Source organism: Heliophilum fasciatum (genome assembly GCF_004341395.1).
Classification (GTDB): Bacteria; Bacillota; Desulfitobacteriia; order Heliobacteriales; family Heliobacteriaceae; genus Heliophilum; species Heliophilum fasciatum.
Map to the genome: position 1 here is coordinate 1 of NZ_SLXT01000027.1, position 14,980 is coordinate 14,980.

Here is a 14,980-nt window from a genome sequence, read left to right on the forward strand (position 1 = left end):
AGCGAAGCCAAAATACCTTTAAATGGCACAAAATACCATTGAATACTGAGTTTTATGAATCGACCCTTGGGATGCGGAGGTTTTTAGACAGACTCAGATATTGCTTTATAGAATGATGAGGACAGCGATGATGAGGGGGCAACAATGGACTAGATCCTAATCTTGAAGATCGGAAGAGGAGGGCTAGCGATGGAGAAAAAACGTCAGATCGCGATCGCCGGTGTGGCGCTATTGCTCATCGGTTTGGTAGGAACGGTGGCGCTGGCCAGCGGCGGGGCACAAACGGGCGCAGCATCAGGCTGGAACTGGTTTCGCCCGGCCGTCGCAGAATATTCGGGTACGCTGGAAGGGACGATGGTACCGGTGCAGCCGGAGAACGGTGGGCGGGTAACAGAGATCCTTGTCGAAGAAGGCCAGGAAGTTCATGTCGGTGATGTGATCGCCCGCATGGATGATCGCGCCGCCAAAATCGCCGTGGCCGCTGCGCAAGCCGAAGTACGGCAAGGGGAAGCGAAGCTGACCGATCTGCTTGGCGGCAGTCGGGCCGAAGAAGTGCGGCGCTTGCAAGCCAACCGCGAGCAGTTTCGGGCCAATGCCGATCAAGTCCGAGCTGTGCAGGCGCAGTATGAAGCCAATCTGGAACGGGATCGCACCAATCTAGCCCATGAAACCAAGCGGCTGCAAGAAGTGCAAGCGCTCTATGAAGGCGGTGCTTTAAGTCAACGGGACTATGATCTGCAGGTCAACAAATACGAAGTTGCCAAAACCCAACTGGCCGGAACGGAAGCGCAGCTTGCCAGCGTGCGGGCGCAGGTAGAAAGTGCGCAAGCGCAGGTTGCCTCGGCACAGGCCGGGCTCGATCTGGCCCTAGCTGGCGCCACCGGTGCCGCCATTGAAGCGCAAAAAGCGGCTGTTCAGGGGGCGCAGGAACGGCTGCGGCAAGCGGAATTGACGCTGCAAAAACTGGAGATCGCTTCGCCGGTCAATGGCCGGGTGCTTCATCAGCATGTTGAGTTAGGACAAGTTGTTTCAACCGGCAGCCGCATCGCGACCATCCTCAATGAACGGGATCTTTGGGTCAAAGTCTACGTACCGGAAGCCAAACTGGGTACCGTGGCGGTCGGTGCCGAGGCGCAAATCACCGTCGATGCCTATCCCGGACAACACTTTGCCGGTGTGGTCACTCACATCAGTGAAAAGGCGGAATTTACGCCGCGCAACATGCAGACCAAAGAAGCGCGAACGACGCTGGTTTTCGCCGTGAAAGTTCAGGTGCGCGAAGGCGGGGAGCAACTGAAGCCCGGGATGCCTGCCGATGTTCGGTTTCCCTAACGCCGAAAAATGCTGCCTGCTCAACAAACAGCAACAACGGGCAGAGATTGAGAACGATGGAATCATGGAATGGGCGGGAAGGTGAAGGCCGTGGAACTGGCGATCCAGTGCCGTGGTTTAGGTAAGCGTTTTGGTAAATATACAGCCGTGCAAAACGTGAGTTTTGATCTGCCGGCAGGGACGATCATGGGGTTTGTCGGCCCCAATGGCGCCGGCAAGACAACGACCATCCGCATGCTCTGCGGTGTTTCGATTCCTTCCGAGGGTACGGCGCAAGTGCTTGGGTATGATGTGTACAAGCAACCGGAAGAGATCAAGCAACATATCGGCTATATGACGCAAAAATTCAGCCTTTACGATGACTTGACGGTGGAAGAAAACATTGATTTTTATGGGGGGATCTACAACCTCAGCGGGGAAACGGCAGCGAACGATAAAGCGCGGACGGTGGCACGGATCAATCTGGCCGAGCGCATGGACCAACTGGTAGCATCGCTTTCCGGTGGCTGGAAGCAGCGTGTGGCTTTGGCCTGTGCGATCCTCCATGGGCCGAAACTGCTGGTGTTGGACGAACCGACGGCCGGTGTCGATCCCGTATCGCGGCGGGTCTTTTGGCAGATCATCCGACAATTGGCCAAGGAAGGCATGACGGTGCTCGTCAGCACCCATTATATGGATGAAGCCGAGACGTGTGATTACCTGGGCTTTATCTTCTACGGGCAGTTGATCGCCTTTGGCCCGCCGGCCGAGATGAAAGCACGGGAGCAAAAAGCGACGTTGGATGATCTTTTTGTTTATTTTGTCGAGCGGGAGGCCGTTGATGACCCCCGGAATCAACGAGGGCGCTGATCGAACGACCCAAGAGAGGATGGTGCCGGTGGCGGGATTTAGCTGGACACGGTTTATGGCGGTCTTGAAAAAAGAGTTTATCCAAACCAAGCGGGATGTGCCAAGCGTGATCATGGCCGTCGTCATGCCGGTGGTCATGCTGTTGCTCTTTGGCTATGCCGTGAATACGGACGTCGATCACATCCCCATGGTTGTCTGGGATCAGTCGATGACGGCGGACAGTCGTGAGGTGGTGCAGGCATTGCGTAACTCCACCTATCTCGATCCCGATCAGTATGTGCAGGGCTACGGGGAAATTGAAGACGCCATGAACAGCGCTAAAGCACGGGCGGCCTTGATCATCCCGCCCGATTACGGGAAGGCGATTCAAGGTGGCGACACGGCAACGCTGCAAGTGTTTGTCGACGGTGCCGATCCCACGACGGCGCGGGCGGCCCTTTCGGCAGTGCAAGCGGTCGGCACGGAACGGGCCTGGCAGTTGCAAAGTGAGCGCATGAACCTGCAGGGCCTGGGCGGCGCTATCGGCCGGCCCATCGAAGTGGAGACACGGGTCTGGTACAACCCGGAGATGAAATCGACGCTTTTCAATATCCCGGCACTGATCGGGCTGATCCTGCAAAACGTCATCGCCTTGCTGACAGCCTTTTCCCTGGTGCGGGAAAAAGAGCGGGGCACCATGGAACAACTGGTGGTCACGCCGATTCGTCCGGTGGAACTGCTTCTGGGCAAGCTCGTGCCTTTTGTCGGCATCGGTTTTGTGGCCTTTGCAGTAGCGCTGCTGATGGCGATCTTTTGGTTTGACGTGGTACCGCAAGGCAGTTGGGTGCTCTTGATCTTGTTGTCGATTTTGTTCCTGGTGACCATCTTGGCCATCGGCCTGTTGATCTCCACCATTGCCAGCACGCAGATTCAAGCGATGCAGATGACGGTGCTGTTGGTGTTGCCGTCGATCTTGCTTTCCGGCTTTATCTTTCCCCGAGAAACGATGCCGCTTTTTTTGCAAGCTCTTGGCGGGATGATCCCGCTGACCTATTATATAACGATCATGCGCGGGATCTTCTTAAAAGGCGTAGGCCTGGAGTATCTTTGGCAGGATACGCTGATCTTGCTGGTGTTCCTGGTGGGGATCTTGACGCTGGCCATGAAGAAGTTTAAGAAAAATCTCGATTAATCTGGGCATAATCAGGGGAACGATGGTGAACAATAGGAGGCGATCAAAAGAAGCGGCCGGCAACAGTATGTTCGTGAGCACGGTCAGTTTGCCGGTACGGTAGGAGTGGCGCCGATGTGGGCGATTGAAACAAAGCAACTTACGAAGACCTATGGCGAACGGGGCGGTTGCCAGGGAATTTCTCTGCAAGTGCCCCGTGGTTCGATCTTTGGCCTTTTAGGTCCCAATGGAGCCGGGAAAAGCACCCTCGTCAAGGTGCTGGTCGGCCTGCTCCATAAGACGTCGGGGGAAGCGACCATCTTGGGCCGGCCAGTGACGGATGTCAGCGCGCGGCGGCGCGTCGGCTTTTTGCCGGAAAACTTCCGTTATCATGAGTGGCTGACCGGTGAAGATCTCTTGCGCTTGCATGGCGTGCTGTTTGGCCTTTCGGCAAGGGAAATGGAAGAACGGCTTGACAAGGTGCTTAACCAAGTCGGATTAGCGGAGAAACGCAAGCAAAAGGTCGGTACGTACAGCAAGGGGATGCAGCAGCGTATCGGTCTGGCTTGCGCGCTGTTGCCCGATCCGGAATTGCTTTTTCTTGATGAGCCCACGTCGGCCATGGATCCGGTGGGGCGTAAAGAAGTGCGTGATTTGCTTCTCCAGTGGCAGGCGGAGGGAAAGACGATTTTTCTCAACAGCCATTTGCTCAGTGAATTGGAGACGATCTGCGATCAGATCGCCGTCATCAAAGAGGGGCAGTTGCTTTATCAGGGAGATTGGCGGGCACTGGCGAAGCGGCCCAAGCAAGTCCGCGTTGTGATGGATGAAGCTGAGTTGGAGCGAGCCCGAATGCTGGGGGTTAAGATGGATGACGTCACCCCGGTGGCGGAGTCGCTGGAGGATTTATTTCTGGCGATGGTGGCAGGTCAGTAAAATAAAATTGGGCTAGCAAAATAAAGGCAGGTCGGCAAAATAAAATCGGAACAACAAAACAGCCATGGACAGTAGGAGCGTCCATGGCTGTTTTATTTTTACCGACGCATACATGGGCACTGACGCATACATGGGCGTAAATGAGAGTGAAAATGAGTATCGAAGAGAAAAATGAGATTTTTTCGTTTTGCCCATAGCATTCATCGGGCATTCGAGTATAATAAAAGAACCTTGCAAGGCGTGAAGGGCCATAGAGAGCGGATGAAGCCGGTGGTGGACCTGTTGATGGACTTTTTGATGGACTCGTTGACAGGCGGGAATGTTATGGGTGTGGGGAAGAAAAAGAGAAAACGTAGGTTAGGTTCCGGCGGGGCCAAGAAAGGGGTCGTAGTATTTTGGATGCTTCCGTAAAGGCTGCCCGGTTGTCCGTAATTTCGAATACGGTCTTGGTCGGTGGCAAGCTGGCCATCGGGTGGATGATTGGATCGGTCAGTGTGATCTCTGAAGGGATTCATTCCTCGTTAGACTTGGTGGCGGCGATGATCGCTTTGTTTGCGGTGCGGGCGGCAGCGCAACCGCCTGATGAGCGTCATCAATATGGCCATGGCAAAATGGAGAATGTTTCTGGTACGATTGAAGCATTGTTGATCTTCGTTGCGGCCATTTGGATCATCTATGAAGGAGTTCAGCGCTTGCTCCATCCTCAGCCGCTGGAGACGGTCGGTTGGGGTATTGCGGTGATGGCGGTTTCAGCCATCACGAACTGGTTTATCTCCACGTACTTGATGCGAGTAGGCAAGGAGACGGAATCGGTGGCGCTACAAGCCGATGCCCTGCACCTGCGGACCGATGTGTACACATCGGTGGGGGTTGTGGTGGGACTCATTGCCGTCGCTGTAACGGGCTTAAGTTGGCTTGACCCGGTAGCGGCCATTGCTGTGGCATTTTTTATCATCCATGCGTCGTGGGAGTTGACGCGGGAATCGTTTTTACCGTTGCTCGACACACGGCTGCCGGAAGAAGAAGAAAAGCTGATCGAAGAAGGTATCAACCAGTATGCCGATCGCTTTCAGGAGTTTCATAAGTTGCGGACGCGGCGATCCGGTGCCGAGCGGCATGTGGACTTGCATTTGGTCGTTTGTCGTCATCAAACGATGCAGGAAGCTCATGAGTTGGCCCACAATATTGAAGATGAAATCCAACTCCGCTCACCGAAAGCGCAAGTCCTCATTCATCAAGAGCCTTGTGAGCGCGAATGTTTCGGTTGTTCCGATGAAGGGCGCCATCGTTAGAGTTGATCAAAAAAAGGCAACGCAGTACGCGGGGGTAGTGGCCCCCAGTACGCGTCGCCTTTTTTTCTTCAGGTATCTTTTCGGATGGAACCGGGTGACCGGCCGATCCGTACTTACCGCTGCAAGCGTTTTTCCAGTTCGGCTTTGGCCGCTTCGTAGCCGGGCTTGCCCAGAAGGGCGAACATGTTTTTCTTGTACGATTCCACACCAGGTTGGTCAAAGGGGTTGACGCCCAGCATGTAGCCGCTGATGGCGCAGGCTTTTTCAAAGAAGTAAAAGAGATGGCCCAAGTTATAAGCGTCCGGTTCCGGCAAGGCGATGTGGATATTCGGTACGCCGCCGTCAACATGAGCGAGCAGGGTACCGGCCATGGCTCGTTCGTTGACATAGTGCATGGATTGGCCGGCGAGGAAATTCAGCCCATCACCGTCGCTTTCCACACGGGGAATCTGCAGGTCCCGGCGCGGACGGTCGAAGGTCAGCACCGTCTCAAAAAGCTGGCGCAAACCGTCTTGAATATACTGGCCCATGGAGTGCAAGTCTGTCGTCAACTGCAGCGACGCCGGGAAAAGCCCTTTGTTGTCTTTGCCTTCACTTTCACCGTAAAGCTGCTTCCACCACTCGACGAGATATTGCGTCCCCGGTTCGTAGGCGGCGAGCACCTCAATCGATTTGCCCTGCCGGTAGAGATGCTGGCGGGCAGCGGCATAGCGATAGCAAGCGTTGGACGCCAGCGACGGTTCACGGTAGGCATTCATGGCATCAGCGGCGCCGGCCATCAAGGCATTGATGTCGATGCCGGCCGCAGCGATAGGCAGGAGGCCGACGGCCGTCAACACGGAGTAGCGTCCACCGATATCGTCGGGGACAACGAAGGTTTCATAGCCTTCATCATCGGCCAACTGCTTTAAGGCACCGCGAGCGCGATCGGTCGTGGCATAGATGCGGCGCCGCGCTTCGGCTTGGCCGTATTTTTGCTCCATCCACTGGCGCAGGTGGCGAAAGGCGATGGCCGGTTCCGTCGTCGTACCCGATTTGGAGATCACATTGATCACCACATCTTTGTCGCCGATGATATCGATCAGATCATTGAGGTAGGTCGGACTGAGTTGGTGGCCGGCAAAATAAACGGCCGTGCCAGGTCGGCGGTCACGGGGCAACTGGTTATGGAAGCTATGGGAAAGCAATTCCAGGGTGGCCCGGGTGCCGAGGTAGGAGCCGCCGATACCGATGACGATCAAGACGTCGGCAGCGCAGCGGATACGGGCGGCCGCATTTTGGATGCGGATAAATTCTTCCCGGTCAAAGCTGGACGGCAGATCGAGCCAGCCGGTGAACTCGCTTCCGGCGCCGCGCCCGCTGTGGAGAAGTTCATGGGCTTCCAGGATGTTGGGTTGAAGCAGTTGCAGATCGGTGTCGGTTACGGCATGGGTCAGATCGAGGCGGAGTTGGGTACTCACAGTTTGAAAAACCTCCTTGTTGGCGTAAACCTGTTTAGCCCGATTAGTCTGTTCTATTCTAGTATTTCCCAAGTTCGCGATGGAAGGTGCCCGATCCTCTTTTTGGTGGGTTTTTTTACGGTTATCTTTTGGCAGTTGGCTTTTTCGAAAGCAGGAAGCAAGCGAAGGCACTTGGCTGTGGTATCATAAGAAGGAGGTGAAGTGAGCGTGAACGTACGGCTCCAAGAAAAGCTACAGCACTTGCCGGAAAAGCCCGGTGTGTACTTGATGCGCGATGCCCAGGGACAGGTCATTTATGTGGGCAAAGCGATCCATCTGAAAAACCGGGTGCGCTCCTATTTTCAGGCGGCGAAAAATCTCACGGCCAAGACGCAAGCCTTGGTTTCCCATATTGATGATCTGGAGACGATCGTCACCGATTCCGAGTTGGAAGCGCTGATCTTAGAATGTAACTTAATTAAACAACATAAACCTCAATACAACATCATGCTGCGCGATGACAAAACCTATCCCTACATCAAGGTCAATGTGCAGGAACGGTTTCCGCGCTTGGTGATCACGCGGCGTCTGGAGAAAGATGGCGCCAAGTATTTTGGCCCCTACCCGTCGGCCGGCGCCGTCAAAGAAACGGTACAGCTATTACGGCAGCTTTTTCCGCTGCGCACCTGCTCCCGGCAAATGATGGAGCAGCGGCGGCGCCCCTGTCTCAATCATCATATTGGCCGGTGCTTGGCACCTTGCTCCGGCGAGGTGGAACCGGGAACGTACCGAGCGATGATCGATCATATTCTCGCTTTTTTAGAAGGCAAGACAGATGAACTCTTACGGCGGCTCCGTGCCGAAATGATGGAAGCGGCGGCGGAGCTGGACTTTGAACGGGCCGCTGAGCGGCGCGATCAGATTCAAGCGCTGGAGCAAGTCTTGGAAAAGCAAAAAGTCTTTTCGGCCGATCAAGCCGATGAAGATGTGATCGCCATGGCCCGCGGCTTGGATCAAGCTTGTGTGCAAGTGTTTTTTGTGCGTGGCGGCAAGTTGATCGGGCGGGAGCATTTTTTCCTCGGCGGTACGGCCGAGATGGAACCGGCGGAGATCTTGACGGCCTTTGTCAAACAATACTACAGCCGCACGGACTACATTCCCGAAGCGATCTTGCTGCAAGCAGCGCTGGAGCCTGAAGCCGAGGCGGTGCTGATTACGCAGTTTTTGCGGAATAAGCGCGGGAAAAAGGTCGAAGTGCGTGTGCCCAAGCGCGGCGACAAAAAGCAACTGATCGATATGGTCGCCAAGAATGCCTTGCTGACCTTAGAACAAACTGAGCAGGATCAGCAACGCAAAAAATCGATGACGGAACAAGCGGTGCTCGACCTGCAGGGCTATCTTCACTTGGACGAAGTCCCCTGGCGCATTGAATGTTACGATATTTCCAACACCATGGGCACCGAGACGGTGGCGTCGATGGTCGTCTTTGAAGGCGGCGCGCCGAAAAATGCCGATTACCGGCGGTTTCGCATTCGTACCGTCGAAGGCCCCAACGATTTTGCTTCCATGCAGGAAGTGTTGACGCGGCGCTTTTCCCGGGCCCGCGCCGAAACGGAGGAGATCGAAGCGGGACGACTCGATCCGATGAGCGCCAAGTTTGCCGTGCTGCCTGACCTGGTGATCATCGACGGCGGCAAGGGGCAACTCAGTTCGGCGCGGGAAGTGATGCATCAATTGGGCTACGGGGGCATAGCGACCTTTGGCCTAGCCAAGGAAAATGAATGGCTTTTTGCCGAGGGCAATCCGGAGCCGATCATCTTACCGCGCCATTCCAAGGCGCTTTATCTGGTGCAGCGGATTCGCGATGAAGCGCACCGCTTTGCCATTACCTATCACCGGCAGTTACGGGGCAAAGCGCAATTGGTGTCCTTGCTGGATGAAGTGCCCGGTATCGGTCCCAAACGCAAAACAGCGCTCTTGCGCCACTTTGGTTCCGTGACGGCCATCGCTGCCGCACCGGAGCGGGACGTGGCGGCCGTGGAAGGCATGACCGTGGAATTGGCGGAGCAGGTTATTGCCCACCTGCGCAAGGCGCAAGCAGCGCAGGCGAACAGGTAGGAGGTGGTGGGATGCATTCATTAGTGCTACGGTGGCTGCTTAACACGCTGGCTTTGGTCGTAACGGCATGGCTGATACCGGGGATTGCGATTCAAGGCTTTATGGCGGCACTGTTTGCGGCCTTTGTCCTGGGCGTCGTCAATGCAGTGATCCGGCCGATCATTGTCATCTTTACGTTGCCGGTGAACTTACTGACCTTAGGTTTATTTACGCTGGTGATCAATGCCTTGATGCTGATGCTCGTGTCCTCGCTGGTACGCGGTTTTGATGTCAGCGGTTTTGGCGCCGCTTTCTTTGGCTCGATATTCTTGGCCATTTCCAGCACCATGTTAAGCTGGTTTGTCCGCGATAGGGAGTAACGCGATAAGGAGTACCGAGATCGGGAGTAACAGGTAGCAAAAAAGCGATGGCTGTCAGAGAGACTGCCATCGCTTCGTTGATTCGTGGGGGAAATCAGGCACCGTAATTATGTTTGGTCCGCTTAACGGCGTACATTTTTTCGTCGGCTACACTCAACAACTTATCAATGGTCACCTTTTGTTCTGGCACATAAGTGGTGACACCGATGCTGAAGGAGAGCCGATAGGGAAGCCGTTCTTGCTGATTAAAATGGAGCAAGTTGAGGCTGAGCCGCTGTTGCATGAGCATGGCAACATCGGCATCCGTGTCCGCGTTCAGGGCCAAGACGGTGAACTCATCGCCGCCGATGCGCGCGATAATGTCCGAAGTGCGGAACGTGGACTGGAGCAATCGACCCGTCTCGAGCAAAGCGCGATCCCCTTCGGCGTGACCGAATTTGTCGTTAATCTGTTTGAGGTCGTCCAAGTCAATGTAAAAAAGCAACATGTTCTGGTGATCGCGTTGGGCTAACCGGAGATGACGTTCACCTAAATGTAAGAAGCCGCGCCGATTGTATAAGCTCGTCAGTTCATCCATTAGGGCCATTTGACACAGTTCATACTGACGGCGATGTCGTTCCAAGGTACAATGCAGCGCTAGTGACAGTTGATCCGGATCAAGGAAATGGCTGCACAGAACGTCCTGAGCGCCCTTACGAATCGCTTGGATCGCCAGGGCCGGATCGATCTGGTCGGTGAGGACGATCAACGGAATATGGGGGAAGCGTTCGTGGAGATAATGGATATTTTCAATATCATGATCATTGGCGTGATGTAAGGCAAGGATCATCAAAGTGATCGGCTCATTGGTCAGAAACGAAATGGCTTCGAAGTAATGATTCACATGGCGAATCGAGAAAAACCAATTATTCTCTCGAAGTAGCGCCTGAATCAGCATTGCTTCTTGCGGACGGTTGTCCACAAGTAAAATTGTATGCGAATTCGTCATGGAGCAACAACCCTCCCATGATTTGCCTTCCGCTTAAATTGTTTCCTATTTTTATGATAGCACAGGATTTAAGTTTGTTAAACCTTCGTATAATAATAAGTATAGTAATACAATAGCATTGAGACAAAGATGCAGCAAGATGAGTGCAGCAAAAGCACAAAAGCAAACGCCTCGGTAGGTGAATCAGGCAGGATTTCGATCGGCGATCGCGAATATCTGAAAAAACTGGATAAATCGCATCAAGGCAGGGCAGTCTGGAGAATAATGACGAGCTCTGCTGTTTTTTATCATGGTAAAAATAAACAACGAGCAGGAAGACGAAATGAAAAAAACGAAATGGTTAGATCATAATTAAGGAGGGGATCATGATGAACACGCCATGGATGGACGATGCAGTGATCTATCAGATCTACTTGCGCGTGTATGGTGAGGAAAAAGGCAAGTTTGGCACCTTTACCGATGTGCAGGAAGATCTGCCACGGTTACGTGACCTGGGCATCAATACGATCTGGCTCATGCCCTTTTTTCCTGTCGGTCAGATCCGGCGCAAGGGCGAGGCCGGTTCTCCCTATGCGATTCGGGACTTCAAAGCGATCGCGCCGGAATATGTTGATTGTTCCAAAAAGCAGCGTGATGATGAAGCTAAAGTGAATGAACTGGGCCGCAAGCAGTTCAAAAACCTGGTCAAGAAAGCCCATGAATTGAAGATGCGCGTACTCATTGATTTTGTCGGCGATCATACGGCTGTCGACAATGTCCTGTTGGATCCGGCCAATCCACCGGAAAAAGGCGGCTATCATCCCGAATGGTTTCTATGGCCTTACGGGACCCGCCGCCAGATCCTGCTCGGTGACTATCCCCTGGCCCCGGCTGACGATTGGACCGACACGGCGGAGCTGAATTACGGGATTCCCGTGGCCGGCAAGCCCCATGGTGATCAATTGTGGTACCACGATGACGGCGATCGCCAGGCCATGTGGGAATATATGATCGGTGTGCTGGAATACTGGGTGCGCGAGTTTGACGTTGACGGCTATCGCTGCGATTTTGCCCACTGGGTGCCGCTGGAATTCTGGAAAACGGCCATTTCTCGAGTCAAAGCTTTGAAGCCCGATGTAGCTTTTGTAGCGGAAGCCTATGAGCGGACGGCGGAACTGGTCCAAGCCGGCTTTGATGGGATATACGCTTTCGAGCTTTACAACCAACTCAAGACGTTACATCATGAGGTGCGCAACGGCGATCCTTATTATGAAGTGCCCTATATCCGGAATAAAATCGAGTGGGAAAACAGCCACTATCCGGCAGGCTACCGGATGATGCGCTACACGGAAAATCATGATGAGATTCGCGCTACCGTCATGTACGGCGGCATCGAACGCAGTCAAGCCGCTTTTTTGCTGGCATTGACGCTGCCCGGCATGCCGATGATCTATGCTGGCCAAGAGTGGGGAGAGACGGTGCGGCCGCCGCTGTTTGAAGGTAATTTCGAAGAGATGACCTTCAAACCATTGAACCGGCAGGGAAACTCCGCCTTGGAGGCCTGGTATCAGCATGTGCTGGCGATTCGCCGGGACAAAACAGCGTTACGTAAAGGTGCGATCCACTTCGTCAACACCAGCAGCGGGCGGGTCGTCGCTTTTCTCCGGCAAACCGAGAAACAGATCATGCTGATCCTGGTTAACTTTAACGGCGACGCTGCCGGAGAAGAAGTGCACATCGAATTGCCCCAGGCGATCCTTGATGCCTGTGCCCAAGAAGGCGGCCAGCTTGACGATGTGCTCGGCAAAGGCTTACGCATCCATGTCGGTTCCCATGGGGTTCGCCAGGAAGTGCAATTGCATCTGGCGCCGTGGCAATCGTTGATTCTGGAATTACGGAAGCCGACGCATCCAGAGCAAGCGAAAACAGTCAGCGGGAAAGAAAAGAAAAACGGAAAAAAACGCTAAGGGGGCTTACCGGTTGAACGAACGAGCCAGCGGAATCTTGCTGCATGTCACGTCTTTGCCCGGACCCCACGGCATTGGTGACCTCGGTCCGACGGCCTACCGTTTTGTCGATATGTTAAAGGAAGGGAAGCAACGCTACTGGCAGGTGCTTCCCCTTGGCCCTTTAGGGTATGGCGATTCGCCCTACTCGGCATTGTCGGCTTTTGCCGGTAATCCCTTATTGATCAGCCTGGAGATGCTGGTTGATGCGGGACTCCTCAGCGAGCATGAAGTGGCCGAGGCCGTGCAAGGCATCGATCCGGAAAGTACCTTGGTGGATTATGAGGCTGTACGCCGGGCCAAGGGTCATTGTCTGCGCATCGCCGTCGAGCGCTTCCTGGCGTCAAGCGAAGGGCGCCAGGCTTGGGAGCATTTTTGCGCAGCTCAGGCTGCTTGGTTGGAACCGTACGCGTTGTTTATGGCGATCAAAGAAGACCAGGGTGGCGTGGCCTGGACAGACTGGACCGTGGCCCGAGATGGCGTTGATGCCGGGCGTGCCTATGTACAGGGGCGTGCCGACCTGCAAGCACGGGTCGCCTACTATCAAGGCGAACAATATTTCTTTTTTCAGCAGTGGGCCGCCTTAAAAGCCTATGGGGCTGAGCAAGGTGTGTGCTTTATCGGTGATATGCCGATCTATGTCGCCTGGGACAGCGCCGATACGTGGAGCCAACGCCATTTGTTTGTGCTCGATAGTAACGGTGTACCGGCCGAAGTCGGCGGTGTACCCCCGGATTACTTCAGCGAAGAAGGACAGCTCTGGGGCAACCCGATCTATGACTGGGCGCAACTGAGCAAACAGAATTTTGCCTGGTGGGTGGACCGTTTTCGCCATACCTTGACGTTCGTCGATATTGTGCGCCTCGATCATTTTCGCGGGTTTCAAGCTTACTGGGCCGTTCCCTATGGGGAAAAAACGGCCATCAACGGTGCTTGGAAGCTGGCGCCGGGTGAGGCGCTTTTTCAAGCGCTGACCGATGCCTTCGGCGGATCCTTGCCGGTGATTGCCGAAGATCTCGGCGTAATCACTGACGAAGTGATTCAGTTGCGCGATCACTTTGGTTTTCCCGGCATTAAGCTGTTACAGTTTGCTTTTGATTCGCGGGAAACGAGCGATTTTATTCCCTACCGGTACGAGCGCAATTGTGTTGTTTATACGGGAACCCATGATAATGATACGACCCGGGGATGGCTGGAGGCAGCGTCCCCGGAGGACCGGGCGTTGGCGCTGGACTACATGAACAGTGACGGTCGTGACGGCGTCTGGGATTTTATCCGGTTAGGCATGGCGACTGTTGCCAATACGGCCTTATTCCCCTGGCAAGATGTGCTGGGCATCGGCAGCGAGGGCCGGATGAATCTGCCGGGCAAGATGGGCGGCAATTGGGCCTGGCGCTTTACTTGGGCAGCGTGTACACCGGAGCAGTTGGAACGGCTGGCCCACTTGACCTGCCTTTACGGCAGGCAGCCGGTAGCGGATAAAAGGGTTGGTAATGAGCCCGATGGGGAGGCGTAGCCATTTGAGTCAGCAAGCATCGCCGCTGGCGATTGCCATTGATCTGGGCGGTACATCGATTAAAGGTGCCCTGATTGATCGTTCGGGACAAATCAAAGCACGGCAAACGGCGGTGACGCAGGTCGACAAAGGGTACGATGCGGTCAAAGAGCAGTTGCTGGGGATGGTTGCAACGTTTTGCGCCGACGCAGGGCAGGAACAAGTAGCCGGTGTGGGCATCGGGATCCCCGGTACGCTTCGTCCCGGCTATCCGGAAGTGGTCACCTTGGCCCCGAACTTACACTGGCGGGAAAAGCCGCTCGGTGCGGATTTGCGGCGGGAAATGAATCTCCCGCTGGTGCTGGAAAATGACGCAAACTTGGCCGCCCTGGGTGAGCAATGGCAGGGAGCCGGCCGGGGCGCGGCGACGGTGGCCATGATTACGGTGGGCACGGGCATCGGTTGCGGTCTGATCTTGGACGGACGCCTACACCGGGGAATTAGCGGCGCTGCCGGTGAATTCGGTCATGTCTGTGTCGAGCCGGAAGGTTGGCGTTGTACCTGCGGACGGCAAGGGTGCTTGGAAACACGGGCCGGCATCGGCGGCATTGTGCGGACGGCCCACGATCTGTTAGCTCATTCCGATCGGGGCAGCGTGATGCGTGGCCAGGAATTAAATCCTAAATTGATTTTTGCACTGGCTGCCCGAGGTGACGCATTGGCGGCGGCTGTTGTAGAAAAAACAGCTTTTTATCTGGGATGGAGCTTGGCCAACTTGATCAATCTCTTGAATCCCGAGCGCATCATTATCGGTGGCGGTGTGGCCGCTGCCGGCGAGGTCCTGTTAACACCGCTGCGTGAAGTGGTGAAGCAGATGGCCTGGCCGGCGTCGGTGGCCGATTGTGCCTTGGTGCCGGCCGAACTGGGCAATCAAGCCGGCATGATGGGCGCCGCTGGGGCTGTTTTTCAGGCCGCAGCAACTGGCAGCAGGCCGGATAAAGATCCAACAAGGGGCAAATGATCGGACCGACCGGTTC

The 14,980-nt window shown here is 54.9% G+C and carries 13 protein-coding genes; 11 read left to right on the top strand and 2 right to left on the bottom strand.

Translation table 11 applies throughout. The features are described 5' to 3' along the window. The first annotated feature begins 189 nt into the window (after positions 1-189). The 5 genes from EDD73_RS12050 (at position 190) to EDD73_RS12070 (ending at position 5,559) form a co-directional block, all read left to right on the top strand. Positions 190-1,332: an HlyD family secretion protein gene (locus EDD73_RS12050; protein WP_131920291.1), complete on the top strand. Its 1,143-nt coding sequence runs from the start codon at positions 190-192 to the stop codon at positions 1,330-1,332. A gap of 90 nt (positions 1,333-1,422) precedes the next feature. After that, on the top strand, positions 1,423-2,181 hold the full coding sequence (locus EDD73_RS12055) for an ABC transporter ATP-binding protein (RefSeq protein WP_131920351.1): 759 nt from the start codon (positions 1,423-1,425) through the stop codon (positions 2,179-2,181). Between the two features lie 28 nt (positions 2,182-2,209). Next, complete coding sequence (locus EDD73_RS12060) at positions 2,210-3,352, top strand: ABC transporter permease (protein WP_131920353.1); 1,143 nt, start codon at positions 2,210-2,212, stop codon at positions 3,350-3,352. A gap of 114 nt (positions 3,353-3,466) precedes the next feature. After that, positions 3,467-4,267 carry an ABC transporter ATP-binding protein gene (locus tag EDD73_RS12065; protein WP_131920293.1) on the top strand — a complete coding sequence of 267 codons (801 nt, stop codon included), beginning with the start codon at positions 3,467-3,469 and terminating at the stop codon, positions 4,265-4,267. 395 nt (positions 4,268-4,662) lie between these two features. Further along, entirely contained in the window at positions 4,663-5,559 is an 897-nt protein-coding gene (locus EDD73_RS12070; RefSeq protein ID WP_243116911.1) for a cation diffusion facilitator family transporter, read from the top strand. Between the two features lie 113 nt (positions 5,560-5,672). On the opposite strand, the gene EDD73_RS12075 is transcribed toward EDD73_RS12070, so the two are convergent. Further along, complete coding sequence (locus EDD73_RS12075) at positions 5,673-7,019, bottom strand: glucose-6-phosphate isomerase (RefSeq protein WP_131920298.1); 1,347 nt, start codon at positions 7,017-7,019, stop codon at positions 5,673-5,675. A 207-nt stretch (positions 7,020-7,226) separates the two neighbouring features. On the opposite strand from EDD73_RS12075, the gene uvrC reads away from it, so the two are divergent. Further along, positions 7,227-9,116: an excinuclease ABC subunit UvrC gene (gene uvrC, locus EDD73_RS12080; protein ID WP_131920300.1), complete on the top strand. Its 1,890-nt coding sequence runs from the start codon at positions 7,227-7,229 to the stop codon at positions 9,114-9,116. 11 nt (positions 9,117-9,127) lie between these two features. Then, the gene (locus tag EDD73_RS12085; RefSeq protein WP_131920302.1) at positions 9,128-9,475 is read left to right on the top strand and encodes a phage holin family protein; all 348 of its coding nucleotides are present in this window, start codon (positions 9,128-9,130) and stop codon (positions 9,473-9,475) included. A gap of 94 nt (positions 9,476-9,569) precedes the next feature. Here the strand turns inward: EDD73_RS12085 and EDD73_RS12090 are convergent, their stop codons facing one another. After that, on the bottom strand, positions 9,570-10,463 hold the full coding sequence (locus tag EDD73_RS12090) for a GGDEF domain-containing protein (RefSeq protein ID WP_131920304.1): 894 nt from the start codon (positions 10,461-10,463) through the stop codon (positions 9,570-9,572). A 129-nt stretch (positions 10,464-10,592) separates the two neighbouring features. On the opposite strand from EDD73_RS12090, the gene EDD73_RS12095 reads away from it, so the two are divergent. The 4 genes from EDD73_RS12095 to EDD73_RS12110 are packed head-to-tail and all read left to right on the top strand — an operon-like array spanning position 10,593 to position 14,964. Next, on the top strand, positions 10,593-10,814 hold the full coding sequence (locus EDD73_RS12095; protein WP_131920306.1) for a hypothetical protein: 222 nt from the start codon (positions 10,593-10,595) through the stop codon (positions 10,812-10,814). 17 nt (positions 10,815-10,831) lie between these two features. Next, the gene (locus EDD73_RS12100) at positions 10,832-12,409 is read left to right on the top strand and encodes an alpha-amylase family glycosyl hydrolase (protein ID WP_165876496.1); all 1,578 of its coding nucleotides are present in this window, start codon (positions 10,832-10,834) and stop codon (positions 12,407-12,409) included. A gap of 13 nt (positions 12,410-12,422) precedes the next feature. Continuing rightward, a complete protein-coding gene (malQ, locus tag EDD73_RS12105) occupies positions 12,423-13,964 on the top strand; it encodes a 4-alpha-glucanotransferase (protein WP_131920310.1) in 1,542 nt (513 codons plus the stop codon). Positions 13,965-13,968: 4 nt separating this feature from the next. Then, a complete protein-coding gene (locus EDD73_RS12110) occupies positions 13,969-14,964 on the top strand; it encodes an ROK family protein (RefSeq protein ID WP_165876497.1) in 996 nt (331 codons plus the stop codon). Positions 14,965-14,980: the final 16 nt, after the last annotated feature.